Source organism: Microbacterium oleivorans (assembly GCF_001691565.1).
Classification (GTDB): Bacteria; Actinomycetota; Actinomycetes; order Actinomycetales; family Microbacteriaceae; genus Microbacterium; species Microbacterium oleivorans_B.
In genome coordinates this window covers 81,270-102,569 of sequence record NZ_MAYO01000003.1, presented here as the reverse complement: position 1 = coordinate 102,569, position 21,300 = coordinate 81,270, and the positions used below count along the sequence as shown (strand labels likewise).

Sequence of the window (21,300 nt, the reverse complement as noted above, 5' to 3'; positions counted from 1 at the left end):
CAGCCAGAGCGAATAGCCTGGGATCCCAGCCTAGAACGGATGCCGCATGACCCTGACCGACGTCGATCGAAAGCTCGCGGAGCGGTACGGACGCACGCGGTCGACGGCGTCGCGACGCATGACCTGGGTGATCGTGGGGCTCATCGCCGTGGCTGCCACCGGGCTGCTGGGGTGGTCGACCGTGTCGAATGCGATCGACTCGGTCGACGCCGACTCGACCGGCTTCTCCGTCGTGGACCAGCACACCGTCGAGGTCCGCTTCCAGGTATCCATGCGGCCCGATACGAAGGTCGCGTGCGCGCTCGAGGCTCAGGATCCGGATCACGGGATCGTCGGCTTCAAGGTCGTCGAGTTGGCGTCCTCGGACGACCACACCCGCAGCCTCACGGAGCGGATCCCGACGACCGCCGAGGCGACGACCGGTTTTGTCCGCTCCTGCTGGATCCTCTAAGCTGAGGGTTCTCGCGCCCCGGTGACTTGCCGGGGCGTTTGGCTTACCCTCGACCGCACCGGGAGATCACGTGTCCGAGACGTTCCTGACCCAGGAGGCCTACGACCGCCTCGCCGCCGAGCTCGAAGAGCTCTCGACGACGGGCCGCGAGGAGATCGCCAAGCGCATCGAAGCCGCGCGCGAGGAGGGCGACCTCAAGGAGAACGGCGGCTACCACGCGGCGAAGGACGAGCAGGGCAAGCAGGAAGCACGCATTCGCACTCTTCAGCAGCTCCTGAAGGACGCCAAGGTCGGCATCGCGCCCGAGTCCGACGGCACGGTCCAGTCGGGCACAGTCGTCACCGCCGTCGTCGCCGGCGGCGAAGAGGTCTTCCTGCTCGGCAACCGCGAGATCGGTGCCAACAGCGAACTCGACGTCTACAGCGAAGCGTCCCCCCTCGGCGAGGCCATCATGGGCCTGCGCGAGGGTGAGAAGACGAGCTACACCGCGCCCAACGGCAAGGAGATCTCCGTCGAGATCGTCAAGGTGGAGACCTACTCGGGTCAATGACGAGCCGGCGCCGGCTCGCTCAGTTGGGGACGACCGTCGGAGCGTAGCCGGCGTCCTGCAGAATCGCGAGAACCTGAGCACGGTGCTCCTCGCCGCGTGTCTCGACGCTCAGTTGCAGGATCACCTCGCTGATCTGCAGCCCCTGACCGTGCCTCGTGTGCAGGACCTCGATGACGTTCGCTCCCACCACCGACAGGAGCTCGGACACACGGGCGAGCTGTCCCGGACGGTCGGGCAACGGCACCTGGATGGTCATGTAGCGACCGGATGCCGCGAGCCCGTGCGCGACGACGCGCTGCAGCAGCAGCGGGTCGATGTTGCCGCCCGAGAGGATCGCTGCGGTGGGACCCGACGCGACGATCTTGCCGGTGAGGATCGCGGCGACGCCGACGGCACCGGCGGGTTCGACGACCTGCTTCGCCCGTTCGATGAGGACGAGGATGGCGCGTGCGATGTCATCGTCGGTCACCGTGACGACCTCGTCGACGAGGTCCCGGATGATGTCGAACGGGATCGTGCCCGGACGTTTGACGGCGATCCCGTCGGCGATCGTCGGCGACACGTGCTCGGCATCGATGGGGCGACCCGCGACGAGGGAGCCCGGATACCCGGCGGAGTTCGCGGCCTGCACGCCGATCACGCGGATCGTGCGTCCCTCCGCGGCGGCGCGGGCCTTGACGGCCGCGGCCACGCCGGCAGCGAGGCCTCCCCCGCCGATCCCGACGACGACGGTCTCGAGGCCGGGGATCTCGTCCATCAGCTCCAGCCCGAGTGTGCCCTGGCCGATGATGATGTCGTGGTTGTCGTAGGGCGGGATGAAGACCGCCCCCGTGCGCTCGGCGAACTCCTGTGCGAGCCGGAGCGGGGTCTCGACGGTCGCGCCCTCGAGGATCACATCGGCGCCGTATCCTCGCGTCGCGAGGAGCTTGGGAACCGGCACACCGAGCGGCATGAAGATCGTCGCGGGGATGCCGAGGGTCTGTGCGCCGAGCGCGACGCCCTGCGCGTGGTTGCCGGCCGACGCGGCTACGACGCCGCGTGAGCGCTCCTCCTCCGTCAAGCGGGACAGGCGGTACGTCGCGCCTCGGATCTTGAACGAGCCCGTGCGCTGGAGGTTCTCCAGTTTCAGGTGGACCGGCGCACCGAGGACACCCGAGAGGAACTCCGAGTCCTCCACGGGTGTTCGCGATACGACGCCGGCGAGCTCCGTGGCCGCGGTCTCGAACTCCGCCAGGGTCGGGGCGGCGATGCCCGTCTGTTCGCTCACGCGGTCGTCCTCCTGCTTCGCGGCACGGTGCTCCAGATGAGGTCGTCGGGTCCGGGATCCACGGGGCGCTCCCATCCTCTCCTCGAGAGGTAGAGCCACACGACATTGACGAACGCCGCCAGCGGGACGGCGAACACAGCGCCCGCGATACCCGCCACCATCGCACCACCCGCGACGGCGAGGACGACGGCGAGCGGATGCACCTTCACCGCCGCACCCATGAGGAGCGGCTGGAGGATGTGGCCCTCGACCTGCTGAACGCCCAGAACGATCACCAGCATCCAGAGCGCGATCCACGGTCCGTTGTACACGAGGGCGAGGAAGACGGCGAGAGCGCCCGTCAGCACGGCCCCAACGAAGGGGACGAAGGCGCCGAGGAAGACGAGGACGCCGATGGGCGCGGCGAGGGGGACGCCCAGGAGCGCCGCCCCGACCCCGATGCCGATCGCATCGATCGTGGCGACGAGCAGCTGCGTCCGGGCGTAGGTGATGACCGTGCGCCATCCCGCCCGCCCCGCGCCGTCGACCGCGGCCCGGGCACGGGTCGGGAACAGCCGCACCACCCAGCGCCAGATGCCCGCGCCGTCGGCGAGGACGCAGATGAGGATGAACAGGGTCAGCAGGATGCCGGTGCCCACGTGTCCGAGGGTCGACCCGATCGCGAGCGCGCCGGACCACAGCAGCTGCGCTTGTTCCTGGATCATGCCGAACCCCTGGCGGACGGCGTCGTCGATCTGGCCGCCCGTCAGGTGCAGCGGACCCTCGATGAGGAAGTCGCGGAACTCGCCGATGCCGGCGACGGTACGATCCCGAACGGATGCCGCGTCGCGCGTGATCTGCCAGATCGCCACCCAGAGCAGTCCCGCGATGACCGAGATGGTCAGGAGCAGGGTGATGATGAGCGACAGCCACCGCGGCAGGCGCCGCAGAAGGAGGGAGAAGAGCGGCCAGACGAGAGCCGTCACCAGGATCGCCGCGAGCAGCGGGATGATCAGGAGCCGCAGCTGGATCACGATCCACACGAGAACGGCGACCGCCGCCGCCAGGACGAGGAAACGCCAGGCGTAGGCGGTCGCGATCTTCAGGCCGCGCGGAACCGTGCCCGAGACGTCGGTGGAGACTGTCCGGGCGCGGAGAGAATCGAAGAACCCGCTCCGGGGCTTGTCGTCGGTACCGCTCACTGGCCCATCCTAGAACTCGGCTCCCGGAGGGGGCGTCCGCCCGGCTGGTCGCGGGTCAGAACTGGATCCGCGGGGGTTCGGCGATCGCTGCACCGTCCACGACCTCGAAGAACTCCCGCTCCCCGAATCCGAGTCGCCGCGCGAAGAGGTTGTTGGGGAACACCTTGATCTTCGTGTTCAGCTCCCGCACCCCGCCGTTGTAGAACCGTCGTGAAGCCTGGATCTTGTCCTCGGTGTCGACCACAGCCTGCTGCAACTGGAGGAAGTTCTGGCTCGCCTGCAGCTGCGGATACGCCTCGGCGACGGCGAACAGCGACTTCAGCGCTTGCTGCATGTGGCCTTCTGCGACGCCCGCATCAGCGGGCGTCGACGCGGTGAGCGTCTCGGCGCGGGCGTGCGTGACGTTCTCGAAGACCGCCTTCTCATGGGCGGCGTAGCCCTTGACCGTCTCGATGAGGTTCGGCAGGAGGTCGGCGCGACGCTTGAGCTGCACGGTGATGTCGCTCCACGCCTCATCCACGCGCACCGCCAGGGCGACGAGGGAGTTGTACGTGGCCCAGAGGTAGACGCCGACGATGACGATGAGGGCGAGGACCACCAGGACCGGGATGAGGTATTCCATGGATCTCCGATCGATAACCTCCTCATCCTAACGACGCGGATGCCGCGTGTGCGGCCCGAGGACGCCTCTTCCCAGACGTTGCACACGCGGCGCGACTTGTAGGGTCGCTGTGTGACGGGTCTGCGCACGCATCGTTCTCTCCGGCTCGCCCTGGTCGGGATCGTGGTGGCGATCGCGGCATCCGTCCTCATCCAGCTCGCCCACGACGGCTGGGTTCCGCTCCCGTCCATCAGCGACTACTTCTACTCCCCCGCCCGCGGCGTCTTCGTCGGCGGGCTGACGGCGGCCTCGGTGTCACTGTTCGCGCTCTCCGGGCGCGACGCGGAGTCCATCCTGCTCGACGTCGCCGCCGTGTTCGCGCCCCTCATCGCGATCATCCCGACCGGCTACCGGGGCAGACCGTTCGTGCCGGACGACGTCCTCCCGACGGTCCGAAACGGGGTGGCCGTCTACCTCGTGATGGTCGCGGCCCTCGTCCTGCTCGCCGTCATCCTCGCAATCCGTGGCGAGGTGGCGTGGCGCCGGGTCGTGATCGTCGGGAGCACCGCGGGCCTCGCGTCCGCCGCACTCGGGGTGCTCGCCTTCGCCCCGGGGGTGTCGGAGTCGTTCCCCTTCGCCGGCCGCGTGAACCTCCACCTCGTGGCGACCGTCTGCTTCTTCGCGATGTTCGCGGCCATTCCCCTGGTGACCGTGTTCGGCCGGACCGAGCGCGCGGAGGCCGTCTACCGCCGCATCTATCTCGCCGTCTCGATCGTCATCGTGGTCGCCCTCGTCCTGACGGTCGTCGCGGCGATCATCCACCCCGAGGGAGACGGCGTGCTCATCGGCGAGACCGTCGCGCTCGTGACGTTCGCCGTGTTCTGGACGACGCAGACGATCGAGCGGTGGCGGGATGCCGATCCGCCCAGCATCATCGCGGCGTGAGTCCGTACCCCCACTGGGACTCGAACCCAGACTGAAGCGATTTTAAGTCGCCTGCCTCTGCCATTGGGCTATGGGGGCCCGCGGCCAGGGTATCCCGACAGGCCGGTCACGCAGAGCGACCCCCGGTCCGGCGGATGCCGTCGCGGGGGTCGCTCGATGCGATGAGATCAGCTCGCGGCGACCTTGCCGGTCTTCTCCGCGGCGACCGACTTCGGGTCGATCGGGGGGGTCTCCGGAGCGGCCGGACGCGGGCGCGCCGCGAACTCCTCGAAGACCTGGCGCGGGTTCTGCAGCGTCTCGGTCGACACGTTGTCGCGGCCGAGCCAGAAGTTCTGCCACCAGTCCCCCACGACCCGGAACTTGCGCTCGAAGGTCGGCATCGCGAGACCGTGGTACCCACGGTGCGCGACCCAGGCGACGAAGCCCTTGAGGGCGATCTTCCCTGACTGGAACACGCCGTTGTACAGGCCGAGACCGGCCACGGCGCCGAGGTTCTTGTGGAAGTACTCCTTGGGCTCCTCACCGCGAAGCACAGCCACGACGTTCTTCGCGAGCAGCTTGCCCTGGCGGACGGCGTGCTGGGCGTTCGGGACGCAGAACCCACCGACGCCGCCGCCGGAGAGGTCGGGGACGGCGGCCACATCACCGGCGGTCCAGGCACCCTCGACGAACTCCTCCGGGGATCCGACGCGGAGGTCGGCGCGGGCGCGCAGACGACCGCGCTCCTCGACGGGGAGGTCGCCGCCGCGCACGACAGTCGGGTTCGCCATGACGCCGGCGGTCCAGATGATCAGGTCGGTCGGGATGACCTGGCCCGTGGACAGCTCGACCTTGCCGTCGACGGCACCCTTGACCTGCGTGTCGAGGTGGACGTTCGCGCCTCGCTTGGCGAGGTCCTTGAGGACCCACTCGCTCGTCTTCAGCGACACCTCCGGCATGATCCGGCCCATGGCCTCGATCAAGTGGAAGTGCGTCTCGTCGAACGAGATGTTGGGGTAGTCCTTCAGCAGCGCGCTCGCGAAGGCGCGTGTCTCGGCGAGCACCTCGATGCCCGCGAAGCCGCCGCCGACGACGACGACCGTCAGGAGGCGCTCGCGCTCGGGTCCAGGGGGCAGGGTCGCCGCACGGTCGAAGTTGGTGAGGATGCGGTCGCGGATGGCGACGGCCTCTTCGATCGTCTTGAGGCCGATCGCATTCTCGGCGATGCCCGGGATCGGGAAGGTTCGCGACACGGCACCGGCGGTGACGACGATCTGGTCGTACTGCTCCTGCCAGGGCTCACCCAGTTCCGGAGTGATCGTCGCGGTCTTGTTGGCGTGGTCGATCCCGGTGACCTTGGCGATCACGACTCGGGTGCGCTTCAAGTGACGGCGGAGCCCGACCACGACATGGCGGGGCTCGATCTCGCCGGCCGCGACCTCGGGGAGGAAAGGCTGGTACGTCATGTAGGGAAGCGGGTCGACGATGGTGACCTCGGCCTCGCCCTTGCGGAGGTGCTTCTCGAGCTTCCACGCCGTGTAGAAACCGGCGTAGCCGCCTCCGACGACCAGGATCTTGGGCACAGTGGTAGTCACAGTCGGAAGAACTCCTTGATTCAACGGCTCGGCGGTCGCGGGGTGCGCGCCGATCGGATGCGCCGGGCAGCAGCGGTGACCCCGAGCACGACCAGTATAGTCCCCAGGCTGAGCGCGACGAGCGGAACCGTACCGTAGCGCAGTGAATCGCTGCTGGGCAGAAGCGGGGAGACCGCCCGGCTGGGAGGCTCGGCATCGGGGAGCGGCGCCACGGTGAACGGCGCCGGAGTGGGACTGGGCGCCGGCGTCGACTCGGCGCGGCGGTACAGGCGGATCCACTCGCGGAGGTCGCCCATGGGGTTCGCGGACACCGCCGTGACGGGCGCTGAGACCGCTTTCGCCGCGTTGATCAGTCCGTACCCGTAGATCGCGTTCGGAACCTTCTTCTCGCGATCCGACGGCGTCGCGGTACGGATGATTCGGTTGATCACGTTCGCCGCGTCGAGGTCGGGGTGAGCCGACCGGACGAGAGCGGCGACACCGGCGACGATGGGCGCGGCGCCGCTCGTGCCGTCCCAGATCACGAGGTCGCCGTTGGGAGAGACGCCCAGGAGTTCCTCGCTGGGCGCGGACACGCCGATCGTGATGCCCTGCGTCGATGCGGTGCTGCTGGCGCGACCCGCCTTGTCGACACCGCCCACGGTGAGCACGCCCGGGATCGTCGCGGGAGCACCCACCTCCTCCGTGCCGCTCTCACGATTGCCGGCCGCGACGACGACGACGACGTCGTGGTCGAACGCGTACAGGAACGCGTCGTCCCAGGACCGATCCCAATCGAGCGTGTTGGTCGTGAAGGAGAGGTTGATGACGTCGGCGCCGTGGTCGACAGCCCAGCGGATCGCCTCGGCGACCTGATCGGCGAAGGGAACGCTCGCGTTGTCGCCGAATCCGATCGACAGGGAGAGGAGGTCGGCTTCGGGCGCGACCCCGATCATGCCCTTGTCCGCCGCCGTGCCCCGGCCGGCGGCGAGCGACGCGACCCAACTGCCGTGGTTGCGATCCTGTTCGCCCACGGGCGTGCGACCATCCGCCTTCCCGATCCCCGAGAAGTCCGCGCCGCCGACGACAGCGCCGTCCAGCTCCTTCGGGCCGCGGGCGATCCCGGTGTCGATGACGGCGATCGTCGTCCCTGCACCCTTCGTCGTCTTCCAAGCGTCGGAGATCCCGTACTCCTTCAGCCAGTACTCCATGTTGCGGACCGGATCGACCGGCGGAGTCGGCGAGGGTGAAGGCGCACCCGCCGTGAGGGCGGCCGTCACAGCCACGAGTGCGGCGGCGAGAGCGACGCGGACTGCCCTCATCCGGTCGTCCTCGGCGTCGCGCAGGTGCAGCGCGCCGGAGACCATGCTCCCCGGGCGAGAGCGATGTCGCCGATGGGGTTCACCCCCGGGCCGGCCGCCAACGCGTGAGCGGCGAGGGCGTGCAGACACTTCACGCGGGTCGGCATCCCCCCGGCGGACACGCCGGCGATCTCGGGAACCGTGCCGTGGACCTCGCGATCGGCGAGGTAGGCGGTGTGCGCGGCGGAGTAGGCCGCAGCGAGCGCCTCATCCTCGGCGAGCTCGTCGTTCAGCTCACGCATGACCTGTGTGGCTTCGAGTGCCGACATCGCGGCGGTCGCCCCGGGATGGGTCAGGTAGTAGAACGTCGGGAAGGGTGTGCCGTCGGGCAGACGCGGTTCGGTGGCCACGACCGTCGGATTGCCGCACGCGCACCGGGCCGCGATCCCGAGGACGCCGCGCATGGGGCGTCCCAGCTGCTCACGCATGATGTCGTGGTCAGCTGCGGATGCGGGCGAGAGTGTCGGATGGGGCACCGCTCAAGGGTACCCGGCGGCGCACGCGGGGGCTGGGCGTCAGCCCGGCGCGACGGTCTTGGCGAGACCGGCCTCGGTGACCGAGCGGAGGAACTGCGTCATCCAGTCGTGCCGGGTCTCCTGGACGCTTCCGCTGACCGGGCGCTGCTCCGGTTCGATGACGTCGGCCGGCAGATCGTCGGCGACGAGGTAGACGACCTCGCCCGGGCGACGGTAGTACAGACGCTCCCGCGCCTGGGCGACGATGTAGGACTCGTCCCGCCAGCGCTCGCGCTCGGCAGTCAGCTCCGTGATCTCGTCCTGCGTGGCTTTCACGTCGTGCTGCAGTGCTGCGATCTGCTGTCGCTGATCGACGTAGGTCCCGATCGTGGGGACGAGGACCAGGGATGCCAGGACGACGAGGCCGAGCATGATGCCCATGAAGCCCGACATACGGATGCCGCCGACCCAGTCGCGCACGTCCACGCGGCGCTTCGTCACCCCGTAACCGTTCGCGCGTCGGTGCCGGGGAATGCGAGAAGGGGGAGCCGATGGTCTGTCCATGGCTCCCCCTTCTCGTCGATGTCGGTGCGGTGCGCTCGCGGCTCAGGCGGTGAAGCGCGGGAACGCGGCGGCGCCGATGAACTCCGCTGCCTCGCCCAGGTCTTCCTCGATGCGCAGAAGCTGATTGTACTTCGCGACGCGCTCGCTCCGAGCGGGCGCGCCCGACTTGATCTGACCCGAGTTCACCGCGACGGCGAGGTCGGCGATGGTGGTGTCCTCGGTCTCACCGGAGCGGTGCGAGAGCATGGTGGTGTACCCCGCGCGGTGCGCGACGTCGATGGCGTCGAGCGTCTCGCTGAGCGTGCCGATCTGGTTCACCTTGACGAGGAGCGAGTTCGCGGCCCCCCGCTTGATGCCGTCGGCGAGACGCTGCGGGTTGGTGACGAACAGGTCGTCGCCGACCAGCTGCACCTTGCTGCCGAGGCGCTCGGTCAGAGCGGTCCAGTTCTCCCAGTCGTCCTCGGCCAGCGCGTCCTCGATCGTGACGATCGGGAACGAGTCGACGAGATCGGCGTAGTAGTCGACGAGCTGCTCGGCGGACCAGTCCTTGTTCTCGAGGCGGTAGACGCCGTCGGAGAAGAACTCGGTGGCGGCGACGTCGAGGCCGAGGGCGATCTCGCGACCGGGGGTGAAGCCGGCCTTCTCGATCGCCTTGACGAGGAAGTCGAGGCCCTCGCGGTTGCTGGGGAGGTCGGGGGCGAAGCCGCCCTCGTCACCCAGGCCCGTGGCGTAACCGGCGGCCTGCAGCTCCTTCTTCAGGACCTGGTAGACCTCGGCGCCCCAGCGCAGCGACTCGGAGAAGGTCTCGGCGCCGATGGGCGCGAGGAAGAACTCCTGCATGTCGATGCCGTTGTCCGCGTGCTCGCCGCCGTTGATGACGTTGAACAGCGGCACGGGCAGGACCCGCGCGTTGGGTCCGCCGAGGTAGCGGTACAGCGGCAGGTCGGCGCTGTCGGCGGCGGCCTTCGCGACGGCGAGCGAGACGCCGAGGATGGCGTTCGCGCCGGTGCGCGACTTGTTCTCGGTGCCGTCGGTCGCGATGAGGATCTCGTCGATGATGCGCTGCTCGCTGGCGTCGATGCCCTCGATGGCGGGTCCCAGCTCGTCGATGACGGCGTTCACGGCCTTGAGGACGCCCTTGCCGCCGTAACGGCCCTTGTCGCCGTCGCGGAGTTCGTACGCCTCGAAGGCGCCGGTGGACGCGCCGGAGGGGACGGCTGCGCGCTGGACGATGCCGTCGTCGAGCAGAACCTCCACCTCGACGGTCGGGTTGCCGCGCGAGTCCAGGATCTCGCGTGCGCCTACTGCCTCGATCAATGCCACGGGGGTTTCTCCTTGCTTGTGGAGGATGGAACGGGAGCGTCGTCGGTCCGCCATCGAGTCTAGTGAGGCGAGGGGTGCCGCACAGGACCGCGCGTTACACGAGGAGCGCGATCGCGAGACCGTCCCACCCCTTGCGATCGAGCGTCTGCAGCGCCGTCGCGTCGAATCGGGGGTCGTCGCGAAGCATCTCGAGCCCGGCGCGAACCCCGTCCACCTGGGGCCCGGCATCCGTCTCCACGACGTGACCGGAGCGCACGACGTTGTCGACGACGACGACGGTGCCCGGGCGGCCGAGCCGCGCCGCCCACTCGAGGTACACCGGGTTCGACTCCTTGTCGGCGTCGATGAAGACGAGGTCGAACGTATCGGAGCCCGCTAGGGAGGGGAGCACCTCCGCCGCCCGCCCCTCGCGGACCTCGACCCGGTCGGCGACGCCCGCGCGCTCGAGGTTCCGACGTGCGACGGCCGCGTTGTGCGGCTCCGCCTCGATCGTCACGACCCGCCCGTCGGCGGGCAGGGCACGGGCGAGCCAGATCGTCGAGTACGCGCCGAGCGTGCCGATCTCGAGCACTCGCCGAGCCCCCGCGAGCCGTGCCAGCAGGTGCAGGAGCTTGCCCGCCAACGGTGCCACCTCGATCTCCGGCATCCCCGCTTCGGCGAGCGACGCGATCGAGGCGAGGAGCGCCTCATCCTGGGCGACGAGAGTGTCGGTCAGGTAGGCGTCGACGCCGTTCCAGCGATCGGACACGGGATCGTGGGGCGCGGGATGGACCATGCCGCCACTCAATCGCGCCCGCGGTCGGGCGTCAACGCCGCGTAGGCGGTGAGGAGCCCGGCGGCGGTGGCCGCGTCGTCGACGGTGACGGTGAGCGTGCGTCCGTCGCGCCGGCGGACGAGGACGCCCTCGCCGCTGCGGAGGACGACTCCCTGACGCCCGCCGGAGGCCCAGCGGATGCCCCAGCCGCCGAACTCGCTCATGGGCGAGACCTCGACGACCTCGGCGGAGACGATGTCGGCGCTCGGGACGTGCACACGGGGCCACCCCGCCGCAGAGACGGCGGTCAATCCTTCCGGGTCGACGCGCACGTGGAAGCGGAGGGTGGTGGCGACGACCACGAACAGAACGATGACCACGAGCCCCGCGATGATCGCCGAGACGAGGTCGCCGAGGAAGAGAACGGGCACCACCGCGAGGCATCCGATCCCGAAGGCGATCCAGAGAACAACCGCGCCCGCTCGTGCGAGGGTGACGCCCTGCAACCAGACGACCCGCTCCCCCGCCCGCACCGGGACATCGGCCGCAGTGCCTCCCGGGGACGGTCGCCACGGCACGTGTGGCTGGACCGCCCACCCCAGGAGGCCCGCCGCCACCGCGGCGAGGAGGACCGCCGGGATGAGGAGGGCCGGGAGCGTCACGGCGGCATCCGTCCGATCGACCTGGATGCCGAGGGTCGCGACGCCGAGCGCCCCGACAAGCACGGCGACACCCGCGGCGACAGCACCCAGCAGGCGGTAGGCCGTGCCGTGGTCACCGCGGCGGAGTCCGCCGATGCTCGCGGCGAACAGCACGAGGGGCAGGCCGATCCCGATGAGCGCCGTTGCGAGGGGAACGGCCCACGCGGGAGCGAAGCCGTCGGGGGCTCCGCTCCACCCCCAGTGCGTCGCGACCGTGGCGGGGGTCCGTGTTGCGAGCAGGAGTTGCGCCGCGATCGCCGCGACGGTCGCGACGACGGGCATGGCGAGGGCGACGAGGGTGAATCGGCGGCGGACGATGGTCAGGGTGTCAGCGGTCACGAGCGGCCTCCTTGACGAGGGCGGACAGAGTATCGGGCGAGACGTTCAGGGACCGTGCCTTGTCGACCAGCGCCACGATCTCGGCCTGAAGACCGGCGAGCGCGGCACCGGCCGGCGTGACGACGGCCCCGCGACCGCGACGGAGGTCGACGAGGCCCTCGTCGCGGAGGTCCTGATAGGCGTGGAGCACGGTGTGCAGGTTCACCTGCAGCGCCTCCGCGACCTCGCGAGCGGAGGGCAGCCGCTCGCCGGCGGACAGTCGACCTCCGGTGATGTCGGCGCGGAGTGCGTCGGCGATCTGCGCGAACAGCGGCACCGTGCTTTGTGGATCGACGCGGATGAGCATGCACTAATTATAGCGCAACTATAACTAACAAAGTGTTCTCCGCTGTCGGGTACGCTCGCGCCCGTGTCCTCCCCCGGCCTGTCTCGGCGCCTCGGTCTCGGCGACGCCGTCGTCATCGGCCTCGGAGCGATGATCGGCGCCGGCGTGTTCGCCGCCTTCGCCCCCGCCGCCCAGGCGGCCGGCGCCGGGCTCCTCCTCGGCCTCGCACTCGCGGCCGTCGTCGCCTTCGGGAACGCGACGTCCACCGCCCAGCTCGCCGCCGTCCACCCCACCTCGGGCGGTGTCTACGCCTACGGGCGCGCCGAGCTCGGCCCCTGGTGGGGATTCTTCGCGGGCTGGGGCTTCGTCATCGGCAAGACCGCGAGCTGCGCTGCGATGGCGCTCACCTTCGCGGCGTACGTCGCGCCACCGGGATGGGGGCGTCCGATCGCGGCGCTCGCCGCCGTCGCGCTCGGAGCCGTGAACCTGTTCGGCATCACCCGCACCGCCCAGCTGGCCCGCGTCCTCGTCGCGATCGTCCTCGCTGCGCTCACCCTGGTCGCGGTTGCGGGACTCTCCCCCGCCGCGACCGCGACCGGTGGGAACCTCGACCTCGTCGCCACGGGTCCGCTCGGCATCCTCCAGGCAGCCGGCATCCTGTTCTTCGCCTTCGCGGGATACGCACGGATCGCGACCCTCGGCGAGGAGGTACGCGATCCGGCGCGCACCATCCCCCGGGCGATCGTCCTCGCCTTCGCCGCCGCGCTCCTCGTGTACGCCGTCATCGCCGTCGCCGCCCTCCACGTCCTGGGGCCCGGCGCGCTCGCCGCCTCGAGCGCACCTCTGGTCGACGTCGTCCGAGCAGCGGGCTGGGATGCCGCTGCCCCCCTCGTCCGGATCGGCGCCGCGGCGGCATCCCTCGGCGCCCTCCTCGCCCTCATCACGGGCATCGGTCGGACCTCGTTCGCGATGGCCCGGGAGGGCGACCTGCCGCGGATCCTGGCGAACGTGGACGCCCGCTGGCATGTGCCGCGCAACGCCGAGATCGCGGTCGTCGCCGTGGTCGTGGCGATCGTCGCCCTCGGCGACATCCGCGGGGCGATCGGGTTCTCGTCCTTCGGCGTCCTGCTCTACTACCTCGTCGCCAACATCGCCGCCTTCCGTCAGACGGGCGACGCCCGCCGCTATCCGCGCATTCTCCAGGTCGTCGGGGCGACCGGGTGCGTCGCGCTCGTGGTCACGCTGCCGTGGCCGTCGGTCCCCGTCGGGATCGGGGTCCTGCTGGTAGGGCTGGGTTATCGGATGCTGCGGCTTCGGCCTCGGCGCGCCTGAACGCATCGCGCACCACGGGAAGGAGCGCTTCGGCCGTCCGCCGGTACCCGAGCGCGCTCGGGTGGAAGCGATCGAGGCTGAACATGCCGTCGGGGTCGATGCGGAAGAACGGCCCGACGGCGCGCCGCAGCGACACGATCTCCGCACCTTCGGACCGGGCCCGCTCCGCCTGCGCGGCGGCGAGCTGCTGCGAGGCGCGCGATCCGATGCTGCGCAGCGGCTGCGGGACGGCACGAAGCGCTCCGAGGTCGGGGCACGTCCCCACGACGACCGCTGTACCCACGCGCCGCAACCGCCGGACCGCGTCGGCGAGATGCCCGGTCGCCACCGGGATCGGGACGCGGTGTGTGACGTCGTTTCCCCCGACGATGATCACCGCGACGTCGGCGCGGTAGTCCTTCGGCAGAGCGGCGAGCTGGCCCGCCAGGTCGGACGATTCCGCTCCCACGACGGCGCCCGTCTGCAGCCGCACCGGCCGGTCGAGCTCCCCCGCGAGCGCCTTCGCGAGCCGCCCCCCGAGGGTCTCCTTGCGGTGCTGGGCGCCGAGCCCCGCGGCGATCGAGTCCCCCAGCATCAGAAGGTCCACCGGCTCGCCGCCCAGCCCGGGCCGCCAGATGCGGTCCGCCATGGGCGGGGCCTCGCCGAGGGGCGTGCCGATCCGTCTCCGCGCGAGCGCCGCCTGCCGTGAGAGTCCGACGCGGATGCCGACGGCCAACGCGCCGACCACCGCACCGCTCGAGGCGAGGAGGGTCAATCCGAGAGGAGTCCGCGTCGTCCGTGCCACCCGGACAGCACACACCGGACGGGTGAACGGCGCCCGACGCGTCGGTATCGCGGAGGAGACGCGACGCGCCGGTGCAGGACGCAAGACCCGCTGCGGGCGAGGACTCAGACGCTCCCGGAGGAACGCAGCGAATCGACGGCGCCGGCGATCCGCTTCTCACGGGTTTCGGCCTTCTCGACCTCGACGACCGAGCGCACCATCTCCTTCCGGCGCGACGGCGCAAGGGCGTCGAAGGCGGCGCGGACCTGCGGCTCGGCATCCAGCGCGCGTCCCAGGTCCTCCGGAACCTCGACGGCGCGCTCGTCGCCGTCGAGGTCGATCTGCGCGTCGATCTCGTCGCCGATCTCGACGCCGAGCTCCGCACGCGCGGCCTTCGACATCCCGATGAGGTTGCGACCGCCCATGACGCTCAGCCGCAGACGTGCGCTCCGCCCGCCGATCGTGACGACGACCGCGGCGCGCTTGCCGCCGCCGAGGTCCTCGACCTGCTCATCGGTCAAATCGATCGCGGTGGCGGGCCCGTTCTTCGGCAGCACCGTGCGGACGTGGAGAGTCATGGCCGCACGCTAGCAGCGGGTCTCCGCCGTGTCACCCGAGGGGGCGCGTCTCGAGCGACGACGATGCCGCGCCCGCCGACACGGTCGCGAACGACGTGTACCCGTCCGCCGCCGAGCGCTCCAGCAGGCCCTTGAGGTTCTTCGTGCGTTGTTCGAGGCGGACGCGGGCGCCCTGCGAGACGAAGAACGCCTTGTGTGCCGCCAGTTCCGCGAGGGGGACGTCGCGGTCGGCGATGAGGACGACGGCGACGGATGCCGCATCCTCGGCCGCTCCCACGAGATCGACGATCCGCTCGAAGCCGATCGAGAACCCGACGGCGGGGACGTCCTGCCCGAGGAAGCGTCCGATCATGCCGTCGTAGCGACCACCACCGCCGAGCGAGTACGAGACCGACGGGTGCGCGAGCTCGTAGATCGTGCCGGTGTAGTAGCCCATGCCGCGCACGAGGAACGGGTCGAAGCGCAGCGGCACGTCGATCTCGCCGCGTGCGGCGGCGACCGCCTCGCCGATCCCGACCAGGTGCGCGACCACGTCATCAGGGACCCCGGCGGGCAGCGCCTTGCGAATCTGCGCCTCGCCGAACGGCAGGTACTCCCGGGTCTGCGGCCGGGTCAGGAACGCCTCCAGGTCGGCGACGGCGGACTCGTCGGCCCCCCGGTCGCGGAGCTCGGCGACGACGCCTTCGGGGCCCACCTTGTCGAGCTTGTCGATCGTGATGAGGACGCCCGCCCGGTCGGCATCGGCGAATCCGAAGACCGCGAGCATGGCATCGAGCGCGCGGCGGTCGTTGATCCGGATCGTGCCGCCGTCGAGTCCGAGCGCATCGAGGACGTCGAGACTCGCGGTGAGCAGCTCCACCTCGGCGCGCGGGGTGGCATCACCGATGATGTCGATGTCGCACTGCACGAACTGGCGGTAGCGACCCTTCTGCGGACGCTCGGCACGCCACACCGGCGCGATCTGGATCGCGCGGAACACCGACGGGAGCTGAGCCCGGTTGGTCGCGTAGAACCGCGCGAGCGGCACCGTCAGGTCGTAGCGCAGCCCGAGATCGGACAGTGCCGCCGGGTCGTCTGCGGCATCCCGGATCGCATCGGCGTCGAGACCTCGTCGCAGGACGTTGAACGCGAGCTTCTCGTTGTCGCCGCCGATCCCCGCGTGCAGCCGCTCGTAGTCCTCGACGACGGGCGTCTCGATCTCGTCGAAGCCGTGGGCGCGGTAGCGGTCACGGATGACGGCGAGCACGCGCTCGCGGCAGGCCTTGTCGGCGGGGAGAAAGTCGCGCATACCGCGCGGCGGGTTCACGGAGGGCACGGCCCCATTCTTCCAGACCGCGACGCGCGCTCAGGAGGACTCGGCCGCGCGAACCTCATCGGCGAGCGCGCGCAGTCGCTGCCGCAGGGCTCGCTCGGCGTCCCACCCCTCCGAACGGGCGAGGGCGACGAGGGCGAGGAGCGCATCGCCGAGCTCTGCCTCGCTCGTCGGATCGGGCGACGCGGGCGCCGCCGAGACCTCCACCTGCGCCGCCTTCCCCAGCACCTTCTGAGCGAGCGCGAGCGAAGGCATATGGGTCGACACCCCGTCGAGCACGCTCGTGCGCGTCCGCTTCTCCGCCGCCTTCGCCGCGTTCCAGTGGACGAGGACCTCCTCGGGCGTGGTGGCGACAGCGTCCGCGAACACGTGCGGATGCCGACGGATCATCTTGTCGGACAGCGCGTCCGCGACGTCGTCGATGTCGAACGGGTCGCGCTCGTCGCGCGACGCGATCTCGGCGTGGAACAGCACCTGCCAGAGCAGGTCGCCGAGCTCCTCCTTCAGGTCGTCACGCGTCCCCATCTCGATGGCGTCGACGAGCTCGGCGGCTTCCTCCTGCAGGTACGGGACGAGGTCGTCGTGACCGATCCGCTGCGTCCAGACGCAGCGGTCGCGGACGGCGTGCATCGTCTCGGCGGCGCGGCGCAGACCGTTCGATGCGCGCAGGGAGTCTGACATGACCGCAACGATACGAGGGATGCCGGGCCGCGGCATCCGTGCACCGCCCGACGTACCCTGGTCCGATGACTTCCCCCGTCTCCACCGTGTCCGCGGCCGGCGGGACCCGCGTCTCGATGTTCACGCTCTCGACGTTCGTCGTCGGATCGATGATCGGGGCCGGGGTCTTCTCGCTCCCGTCGACCTTCGCCGCGTCGACCGGTGTCGCCGGCGCGCTCATCTCGTGGGCGATCGCGGGTGGCGGGATGCTGATGCTCGCCCTCGTCTTCCATCGGCTCGCGCTCCGTCGTCCCGACCTCGACGCCGGCATCTTCAGCTACGCGAAGGCCGGGTTCGGCAACTACCTCGGCTTCTTCGCCGCGTTCGGTTACTGGGCGAGCGCGTGCGTCGGCAACGTCTTCTACTGGGTGTTCATCACCTCCACGCTCGGGGGCGTCTTCCCCGCCCTGGGCGAGGGGAACACCCTCCTCGCGGTGGCGGTGTCGTCGGTGGGCATCTGGCTGTTCTTCCTGCTCATCCGCCGCGGCGTGAGGCAGGCGGCCTCGCTCAACCGCATCGTGACGGTCGCGAAGGTCCTGCCGATCGTCGTCTTCGTCGTGCTGTGCCTGACGGTGTTCGACCCCGCCGTGTTCGCGGCGAACTGGGGCGGCGGAGACATGACCGGTCTCGGCGAGCAGATCCGCGCGACGATGCTCGTCACGGTGTTCGTGTTCATCGGCATCGAGGGCGCGAGCGTCAACTCCCGCCACGCCCGCCGTCGCAGCGACGTCGGCCGGGCCACCGTCCTCGGGTTCCTGAGCGTCCTCGCCGTCTTCGCCTCCGTGACGATCGTGTCGTACGGCATCCTGCCTCGCAGCGATCTCGCCGAGCTGCGGCAACCCTCGATGGGCGGCGTGCTCGAACAGGCGGTCGGCGGCTGGGGAGCGGTGTTCGTCGCCGTCGCGCTCATCGTCGCCGTCCTCGGCGCCTACCTCGCCTGGACGCTCATGGCAGCCGAGGTCCTCTTGTCCGCGGCGCAGGCCGGCGACCTGCCCGCGTTCCTGCGCCGCACCAACAAGAACGACACGCCCATCGGCGCACTGACCCTCTCGACCGTGCTGGCCCAGGTGATGCTCGTCGTCGTCCTGTTCGCGCAGAACGCGTTCGACGCCGCTCTCGAACTGACGAGCGCGCTGGTGCTCATCCCGTTCTTCCTCTCCGCGGCCTACGGCCTGAAACTCGCGATCCAGGACGGCGCGTCCCGACGCTACGGCGAACTGGGGGTCGCCGCGCTCGCGACCGCGTACACCGCCTACCTGCTCTGGGCCGCCGGGCTCACCTACCTGCTCCTGTGCCTGGTCATCATCGTGCCGGGCACGGCCCTCTATGTGATCGGACGGCGCGAACGAAAGGCTCGTGTGTTCACACCGGTCGAGACCGGCCTGTTCGTGCTCGCGGCGGCCGGTGCGGTGGTGGCCGTCGTACTCATCGCCACCGGCGCCATCGCGATCTGACCCACCCCGCGCAGGCCCGGTCGCGCCGCGTCATCGTGTCGGGAACCCCTCCGAACCCCCGCTAGCGTGAGACGGTGCACGAACTCACGAACACCGAAGCGATCGACCTCGTCGGACGGTACGAGGCCGAGCAGAAGATCCCCGAACAGATGCGCGCCGATGTGCGCGTCCTCGGCTCGCTCCTGGGCCGCGTGCTCCGCGAAAGCGGTTCGCCGGGCCTGTTCGAGGATGTCGAACGCCTGCGCATCGCCACGATCCAGGCCTACACGGACGACACCCCCGAGGCGTTCGCGCGGGCGGCCGCCATCGCCGACTCGTACACGCTCGAGCGGGCGGAAGAAGTGGCACGGGCCTTCACCTGCTACTTCCATCTCGTGAACCTGGCCGAAGAGCACCAGCGCGTCCGCATCCTCCGCGAGCGCGGCGGCCGCGTCGAGGAGAAGGACGCGAGCGACTCGATCACCGCCGCCTACCGGAGCCTCGCCGCGGAGATCGGCGAGGACGCAGCCCGTGAGCGACTCCAGGGTCTCCGGTTCCACCCCGTCTTCACGGCGCACCCGACCGAGGCACGACGCCGCGCGGTGTCCTCCAGCATCCGACGCCTCGCCGAGCTCCTCGCCGACCGCGACGCCACCGACGCCGACAGCGCCGACCGTCGCCGCGCGGAGCGACGCATGCTCGAAGAGGTCGACACCCTGTGGCGGACCGCGCCGCTGCGCGCCGAGAAGCCGTCGCCGACGGATGAGGTCCGCTCGGTCATGGGCGTCTTCGACGAGACCCTCTACACCGCCATCCCGCACGTGTACCGCCGCGTCGACGACGCGCTGCAGGGCGAGGATGCCGGGGCCCGTCCGCCGCTCGTCCGCCCGTTCGTGCGCATCGGCTCGTGGGTCGGTGGCGACCGCGACGGCAACCCGTTCGTGACGGCCAAGACGACCCGCAAGGCCGCCGCCATCGCCAGCGAGCACGTGCTGCTGGGGCTCGAGCGGACGGCGGGCCGCGTCGGACGCACCCTGACCCTGGACGCGACGTCGACCCCGCCGACGCCCGCCGTCCGGGCGCTGTGGCAGAAGCTCAAGGACGCCGATGAAGACGCCGCGGCCGAGATCGCCAAGCGCTCCCCCAACGAGCCGTACCGCCGCATCATGCTGCTCCTCGCCCGCAAGATCGCGGCGACCCGCACCCGGAACGCCGACCTCGCCTACGCCGACCCGGAGCACCTCCTTGCGGACCTGCGCACGGTGCAGGACGCGCTCGTCCAGGCCGGCGCGCCCCGCCAGGCCTACGGCCACCTGCAGCAGCTGATCTGGCAGGTCGAGACGTTCGGCTTCCACCTGGCCGAGCTCGAGGTGCGTCAGCACTCCGCCGTGCATGCGAAGGTCCTCGCCGAGCTCGAGCAGGGCGCATCCGAGCGGTCGGAGCTGGCCGAAGAGGTGCTCGAAGTCTTCCGCACCATCGCGTTCCTGCAGGAGCGCTACGGCCCCCGCGCCGCGGGACGCTACATCGTCTCCTTCACCCGCTCGGCCGACGACCTCGCCACCGTGCACACGCTCGCCCGACACGCCGTCGGCCCCGACGGCACTCCCCCGGTGCTCGACGTGATCCCGCTGTTCGAGACGTTCGCGGACCTGCAGGCGGCCCCCGGCATCCTGGCGGAGATCGTGGAGCACCCGCAGTTCGCGTCGCGCCTCGCATCGACCGGCCGGCGCCTCGAGGTCATGCTCGGGTACTCCGACTCGTCGAAGGACGTGGGGCCCGTCGCCGCGAACCTCGCGCTGTACGAGGCTCAGGCCGAGATCTCGGGGTGGGCCGTCGCGCAGGGCATCGAGCTGACGCTGTTCCACGGCCGCGGTGGCGCCCTCGGTCGTGGGGGCGGTCCCGCCAACTCCGCGATCCTCGCGCAGCCGCCCCACTCCGTCGACGGCCGGTTCAAGCTCACCGAGCAGGGCGAGGTCATCTTCGCCCGCTACGGCGACCGCTCGATCGCGATGCGGCACATCGACCAGGTCGCCGGAGCGATGCTCATGGCGTCGGCGCCGTCGATCGAGGAGCGCAACCGGTCGGCCGCCGAACGGTACGCAGACGTGGCCCGGGTGATGGACGCGGCATCCCGTGAACGGTTCTTCTCACTCGTGAAAGCGCCCGGCTTCGCGCCGTGGTTCGCCCAGGTCACGCCGATGGAGGAGATTGGACTCCTCGCCCTCGGATCGCGTCCCGCGCGCCGCGGCCTGTCGGTGGAGTCCCTCGAGGACCTCCGCGCCATCCCGTGGGTGTTCGCGTGGACGCAGGCGCGTATCAACCTAGCCGGTTGGTTCGGCCTGGGCACGGCGCTCGACGCCGTGGGCGACGAGGATGCGCTCCGCGAGGCCTACGAGCGGTGGCCGCTGTTCCGCACCCTCATCGACAACGTCGCCATGAGCCTCGCCAAGACCGACGACCGCATCGCGCGCCACTACCTCGAACTCGGCGACCGCGACGATCTCGCGGCGCTCGTCCGCGACGAGATGGCACTGACGCGATCGTGGGTCGTGAAGCTCACCGGCGGCACCGAGCTCCTGTCGAACCGCCCGGTGCTCGGCCGCGCGGTGAAGATGCGGAGCCCGTACGTCGACGCGCTGTCGCTCCTCCAGCTCCGCGCGCTCCGCGGCCTGCGCGACTCGTCCGCAGGCGACGTGGACCCCGATCTGCAGCGCCTGCTGCTGCTGTCGGTGTCGGGCGTCGCCGCCGGCCTGCAGAACACCGGCTGAGACCGCCTCGACGACGAACGCCCC

At 70.5% G+C, this 21,300-nt stretch carries 21 protein-coding genes and 1 tRNA gene; 6 read left to right on the top strand and 16 right to left on the bottom strand.

Features of this window, described 5'->3' with window-relative positions; translation table 11 throughout:
• Window positions 1-46: 46 nt before the first annotated feature.
• Both BBA86_RS03170 and greA read left to right on the top strand, forming a co-directional pair.
• Window positions 47-451, top strand: a complete 405-nt coding sequence (locus BBA86_RS03170) for a DUF4307 domain-containing protein (RefSeq protein WP_065570251.1) — start codon at window positions 47-49, stop codon at window positions 449-451.
• Window positions 452-521: 70 nt separating this feature from the next.
• Window positions 522-1,001: a transcription elongation factor GreA gene (greA, locus tag BBA86_RS03165; protein ID WP_065570250.1), complete on the top strand. Its 480-nt coding sequence runs from the start codon at window positions 522-524 to the stop codon at window positions 999-1,001.
• A 19-nt stretch (window positions 1,002-1,020) separates the two neighbouring features.
• Here the strand turns inward: greA and ilvA are convergent, their stop codons facing one another.
• From ilvA to BBA86_RS03150, 3 genes are read right to left on the bottom strand one after another with little or no spacing between them, the layout of a single operon-like run.
• On the bottom strand, window positions 1,021-2,268 hold the full coding sequence (ilvA, locus tag BBA86_RS03160) for a threonine ammonia-lyase (RefSeq protein ID WP_065570249.1): 1,248 nt from the start codon (window positions 2,266-2,268) through the stop codon (window positions 1,021-1,023).
• Entirely contained in the window at window positions 2,265-3,449 is a 1,185-nt protein-coding gene (locus BBA86_RS03155) for an AI-2E family transporter (RefSeq protein WP_065570248.1), read from the bottom strand. Before BBA86_RS03155 ends, ilvA begins: the two co-directional genes overlap by 4 nt.
• Before the next feature lie 55 nt (window positions 3,450-3,504).
• On the bottom strand, window positions 3,505-4,071 hold the full coding sequence (locus BBA86_RS03150) for a LemA family protein (protein ID WP_065570247.1): 567 nt from the start codon (window positions 4,069-4,071) through the stop codon (window positions 3,505-3,507).
• A gap of 111 nt (window positions 4,072-4,182) precedes the next feature.
• Here BBA86_RS03150 and BBA86_RS03145 point away from each other — a divergent pair, with 111 nt between their 5' ends.
• A complete protein-coding gene (locus BBA86_RS03145; RefSeq protein ID WP_065570246.1) occupies window positions 4,183-4,995 on the top strand; it encodes a hypothetical protein in 813 nt (270 codons plus the stop codon).
• A 5-nt stretch (window positions 4,996-5,000) separates the two neighbouring features.
• Here BBA86_RS03145 and BBA86_RS03140 read toward each other — a convergent pair.
• The 9 genes from BBA86_RS03140 to BBA86_RS03100 form a co-directional block, all read right to left on the bottom strand.
• Window positions 5,001-5,073: transfer RNA gene (locus BBA86_RS03140), tRNA-Leu, on the bottom strand.
• 89 nt (window positions 5,074-5,162) lie between these two features.
• The gene (locus BBA86_RS03135) at window positions 5,163-6,557 is read right to left on the bottom strand and encodes an NAD(P)/FAD-dependent oxidoreductase (RefSeq protein WP_065570245.1); all 1,395 of its coding nucleotides are present in this window, start codon (window positions 6,555-6,557) and stop codon (window positions 5,163-5,165) included.
• Window positions 6,558-6,589: 32 nt separating this feature from the next.
• A complete protein-coding gene (locus tag BBA86_RS03130; RefSeq protein ID WP_065572158.1) occupies window positions 6,590-7,870 on the bottom strand; it encodes a S8 family serine peptidase in 1,281 nt (426 codons plus the stop codon).
• On the bottom strand, window positions 7,867-8,337 hold the full coding sequence (locus BBA86_RS03125; protein WP_065570244.1) for a DUF501 domain-containing protein: 471 nt from the start codon (window positions 8,335-8,337) through the stop codon (window positions 7,867-7,869). The genes BBA86_RS03130 and BBA86_RS03125 overlap by 4 nt, the downstream gene beginning before the upstream one ends.
• An 87-nt stretch (window positions 8,338-8,424) precedes the next feature.
• Entirely contained in the window at window positions 8,425-8,865 is a 441-nt protein-coding gene (locus tag BBA86_RS03120; RefSeq protein WP_223247014.1) for a septum formation initiator family protein, read from the bottom strand.
• A 105-nt stretch (window positions 8,866-8,970) separates the two neighbouring features.
• Window positions 8,971-10,251, bottom strand: a complete 1,281-nt coding sequence (gene eno, locus BBA86_RS03115) for a phosphopyruvate hydratase (protein ID WP_065570243.1) — start codon at window positions 10,249-10,251, stop codon at window positions 8,971-8,973.
• A gap of 94 nt (window positions 10,252-10,345) precedes the next feature.
• On the bottom strand, window positions 10,346-11,026 hold the full coding sequence (locus BBA86_RS03110) for an O-methyltransferase (RefSeq protein ID WP_065570242.1): 681 nt from the start codon (window positions 11,024-11,026) through the stop codon (window positions 10,346-10,348).
• An 8-nt stretch (window positions 11,027-11,034) separates the two neighbouring features.
• Window positions 11,035-12,045: a DUF1648 domain-containing protein gene (locus tag BBA86_RS03105; protein ID WP_065570241.1), complete on the bottom strand. Its 1,011-nt coding sequence runs from the start codon at window positions 12,043-12,045 to the stop codon at window positions 11,035-11,037.
• Complete coding sequence (locus tag BBA86_RS03100) at window positions 12,035-12,391, bottom strand: GntR family transcriptional regulator (RefSeq protein WP_065570240.1); 357 nt, start codon at window positions 12,389-12,391, stop codon at window positions 12,035-12,037. Before BBA86_RS03100 ends, BBA86_RS03105 begins: the two co-directional genes overlap by 11 nt.
• A gap of 63 nt (window positions 12,392-12,454) precedes the next feature.
• Here BBA86_RS03100 and BBA86_RS03095 point away from each other — a divergent pair, with 63 nt between their 5' ends.
• Window positions 12,455-13,702, top strand: a complete 1,248-nt coding sequence (locus BBA86_RS03095; protein WP_065570239.1) for an APC family permease — start codon at window positions 12,455-12,457, stop codon at window positions 13,700-13,702.
• Here the strand turns inward: BBA86_RS03095 and BBA86_RS03090 are convergent.
• From BBA86_RS03090 to BBA86_RS03075, 4 genes are all read right to left on the bottom strand, one after another.
• A complete protein-coding gene (locus BBA86_RS03090) occupies window positions 13,608-14,486 on the bottom strand; it encodes an SGNH/GDSL hydrolase family protein (RefSeq protein WP_189318412.1) in 879 nt (292 codons plus the stop codon). The two genes, BBA86_RS03095 and BBA86_RS03090, sit on opposite strands and share 95 nt — an antisense overlap.
• 104 nt (window positions 14,487-14,590) lie before the next feature.
• Window positions 14,591-15,043 (bottom strand): YdeI/OmpD-associated family protein, encoded by a 453-nt coding sequence (locus tag BBA86_RS03085; protein WP_065570237.1) that lies wholly within the window; start codon window positions 15,041-15,043, stop codon window positions 14,591-14,593.
• 31 nt (window positions 15,044-15,074) lie between these two features.
• Window positions 15,075-16,331 (bottom strand): histidine--tRNA ligase, encoded by a 1,257-nt coding sequence (gene hisS, locus BBA86_RS03080; protein ID WP_065570236.1) that lies wholly within the window; start codon window positions 16,329-16,331, stop codon window positions 15,075-15,077.
• Between the two features lie 57 nt (window positions 16,332-16,388).
• On the bottom strand, window positions 16,389-17,036 hold the full coding sequence (locus BBA86_RS03075) for a MazG family protein (protein WP_065570235.1): 648 nt from the start codon (window positions 17,034-17,036) through the stop codon (window positions 16,389-16,391).
• A 65-nt stretch (window positions 17,037-17,101) separates the two neighbouring features.
• On the opposite strand from BBA86_RS03075, the gene BBA86_RS03070 reads away from it, so the two are divergent.
• Window positions 17,102-18,529, top strand: a complete 1,428-nt coding sequence (locus BBA86_RS03070) for a basic amino acid/polyamine antiporter (RefSeq protein WP_065570234.1) — start codon at window positions 17,102-17,104, stop codon at window positions 18,527-18,529.
• 74 nt (window positions 18,530-18,603) lie between these two features.
• Entirely contained in the window at window positions 18,604-21,276 is a 2,673-nt protein-coding gene (locus BBA86_RS03065; RefSeq protein WP_065570233.1) for a phosphoenolpyruvate carboxylase, read from the top strand.
• Window positions 21,277-21,300: the final 24 nt, after the last annotated feature.

Excerpts from the sequence above, each read along its gene's own strand:
- BBA86_RS03170 (WP_065570251.1), top strand. The coding sequence starts at position 47 with ATGACCCTGACCGACGTCGATCGAAAGCTCGCGGAGCGGTACGGACGC.
- BBA86_RS03150 (WP_065570247.1), bottom strand. The coding sequence starts at position 4,071 with ATGGAATACCTCATCCCGGTCCTGGTGGTCCTCGCCCTCATCGTCATC.
- BBA86_RS03130 (WP_065572158.1), bottom strand. The coding sequence starts at position 7,870 with ATGAGGGCAGTCCGCGTCGCTCTCGCCGCCGCACTCGTGGCTGTGACG.
- BBA86_RS03125 (WP_065570244.1), bottom strand. The coding sequence starts at position 8,337 with ATGCGTGAGCAGCTGGGACGCCCCATGCGCGGCGTCCTCGGGATCGCG.
- BBA86_RS03110 (WP_065570242.1), bottom strand. The coding sequence starts at position 11,026 with ATGGTCCATCCCGCGCCCCACGATCCCGTGTCCGATCGCTGGAACGGC.
- BBA86_RS03100 (WP_065570240.1), bottom strand. The coding sequence starts at position 12,391 with ATGCTCATCCGCGTCGATCCACAAAGCACGGTGCCGCTGTTCGCGCAG.
- BBA86_RS03085 (WP_065570237.1), bottom strand. The coding sequence starts at position 15,043 with ATGACTCTCCACGTCCGCACGGTGCTGCCGAAGAACGGGCCCGCCACC.
- hisS (WP_065570236.1), bottom strand. The coding sequence starts at position 16,331 with ATGCGCGACTTTCTCCCCGCCGACAAGGCCTGCCGCGAGCGCGTGCTC.
- BBA86_RS03075 (WP_065570235.1), bottom strand. The coding sequence starts at position 17,036 with ATGTCAGACTCCCTGCGCGCATCGAACGGTCTGCGCCGCGCCGCCGAG.
- BBA86_RS03070 (WP_065570234.1), top strand. The coding sequence starts at position 17,102 with ATGACTTCCCCCGTCTCCACCGTGTCCGCGGCCGGCGGGACCCGCGTC.